Annotated in this window: 2 protein-coding genes; one reads left to right on the top strand and one right to left on the bottom strand. The window is 43.7% G+C overall.

Annotated elements, in window-relative coordinates; genetic code table 11:
• Nucleotides 1-589: 589 nt before the first annotated feature.
• Complete coding sequence (locus F6K49_RS42575; RefSeq protein WP_293107463.1) at nucleotides 590-1,372, bottom strand: class I SAM-dependent methyltransferase; 783 nt, start codon at nucleotides 1,370-1,372, stop codon at nucleotides 590-592.
• 109 nt (nucleotides 1,373-1,481) lie between these two features.
• Here F6K49_RS42575 and F6K49_RS42580 point away from each other — a divergent pair, with 109 nt between their 5' ends.
• Nucleotides 1,482-1,883 carry a pre-16S rRNA-processing nuclease YqgF gene (locus F6K49_RS42580; protein ID WP_293107466.1) on the top strand — a complete coding sequence of 134 codons (402 nt, stop codon included), beginning with the start codon at nucleotides 1,482-1,484 and terminating at the stop codon, nucleotides 1,881-1,883.
• The last annotated feature ends 367 nt before the right edge of the window (nucleotides 1,884-2,250 follow it).

The raw sequence follows: 2,250 nt of genomic DNA on the forward strand, positions 1-2,250 counted from the left end.
GTTACTAAAGTTTTACAAAGTTTATAACAATCAATACTTTGAGGTTAATAATTTGTATTTTGGGCAGATGATCAAGGAATTTTTGCTTTGCTGAATTGAAGTATGAATGCGCGATCATTTGATTTTGATAAAGCCCTCTAAATCCACCAAATTTGGGGGGCTAGGAGGGCAAAATTATACCATCATTAAGCAACGCCAATAATCTCATTGCTGGACAATAGGGTAAGTGATTACCCTATTGTGTGAATCCACAGGTGTATTAAAATAAATCAGTTTCCTTTGAAAAAAACTCCTATAGAAAAAGATTTCGAGGAAATGAATTCGAGGGAAAACCTCTTCTACCACTTCAAAACAAAATATCCCAACTTATCAACTATGTATACTATGATCGCCATCATAATTTCCTGGTGTGGGATATGGGGGTTACTTTGGGACATACCTATTCAACCTTTTTGGCGATCACTAATGACAATCTTTCTAGGCTTATTCCTACTCTATATTGATGATTTGAAATTGGACGAACTAAACTAGACTAACTAAGTAGTAGGACACAATTAGAAATGCTATACTGAGAATTATTAATCACAACTCAGCACTCAGGTTGAGCTAGGTAAACCTTGGTACGATACCTCAAGTAAACTAAACCTTTGTGATCACACCAACTGTTGTACAATTCCTGCAAATCAGAGATAAGTTTCTGGTGCGCTAATCCTTCTCGTGGGATATACGAGACACTCTTAGCACGACCAATCAGACCATCTTTATCTAAGGCTTGCTGATAAGAAAAGGTGTAGGAACAGACCTTAGGAAACAATGGACTAGCGAGCAAGGGGTCTACCGAACACATACGGGACTCAGCCGGATGATGATTGGAGGCGATTTGCACTAGATGAGTATAGCCTTGGGTAAAATCATCTTGACGGTTGCGGTCATTCCAGACCACAGCTAATTTTCCAGTAGGCTTCAGGATACGGCGAAACTCTAGCAAACTTGGCTCTGGGTCAAACCAATGGAAGGATTGAAAGCAAGCGACTAAGTCAATAGATGCATCAGGTAAGTTGGTCTGTTGAGCAGTTCCATCCCGGAATTCAACCAATGGATGGCTGGTAGCAGCTTGTCTCATCTGAGTATTGGGTTCGATGGCAATAACTCGAACTCCCCGTTGAGCTAGTAGCCGAGAGGAAATTCCTGTTCCTGCACCAATATCCGCAGCTACCAGTTGCCCTCTGTTCTCAAGTCCTTCCAGAATCTTGTCGATAGCTGCAGCTGGGTAACTGGGTCGGTATTTCGCATAATCTGCCACCAGTTCAGAAAATCGACTCTCTGGGTTCATCTGGTGTAATGGTGTTGTCTCAAGGTTCGTTTCGGTCATGATTAATACCAATCAGGATTTAGGCAATCACTGTACTTGTAGGGTAGGGTACTAGTTGTGTGGCCAGATTAGCAATTTTGACAAAGATTTACATAATCCGTGCATTGAGATGATTTTAGGCTTCGATCCAGGACGAGATAAATGTGGTGTAGCAGTAATGGAAAAAGAGGGTCAGCTGCTAACCCATGAGGTAGTCGCTTCAGGAAATGCGATCGCAAAACTCCAGCAACTGTGTCAACAATTCCCCATTGAAACCATTGTGATGGGAGACCAAACTACTGCCAAGAGATGGAAACGGAAAATCCAGGAGGAATTACCAGCATCAGTACCTATTGTCCTGGTAGATGAGCGCTACAGTAGTTTAGAAGCTCGCCCACGCTACTGGCAAATGTATCCTCCCAAAGGGTTCCAACGCCTCATCCCCGAAGGAATGCGCCAACCTCCTCGACCCATTGATGATATTGTGGCAATTTTGTTAATCGAGCGCTATATAATCAAAAGCAAAAGCTAAAAGGGATATCGTCGTCTTCCCTTGGGCATTACCTATTGAAAGCATGCTCAAGCCTCTTCTAATTTCCCCCAATTCTCCCTTCTGAGAATATAGCATTTATCATAGTAATGAGGTACACAGGATTTTTACACTGATCCAAAGTTCCCTACTCCCTACTCCCTACTCCCTACTCCCTACTCCCTACTCCCTACTCCCTAATCCCTACTCCCTACTCCCTACTCCCTACTCCCTACTCCCTACTCCCTACTCCCTACTCCCTACTCCCTACTCCCTACTCCCCACTCCCTACTCCCTACTCCCTACTCCCTACTCCCTACTCCCTACCCCCTACTCCCTACTCCCTCCTCCCTACTCCCTCCTCCCTACT

Source organism: Moorena sp. SIO3I6, assembly GCF_010672095.1.

Coding starts and splice junctions, on each gene's coding strand:
- F6K49_RS42575 (WP_293107463.1), bottom strand. CDS start 1,372: ATGACCGAAACGAACCTTGAGACAACACCATTACACCAGATGAACCCA.
- F6K49_RS42580 (WP_293107466.1), top strand. CDS start 1,482: ATGATTTTAGGCTTCGATCCAGGACGAGATAAATGTGGTGTAGCAGTA.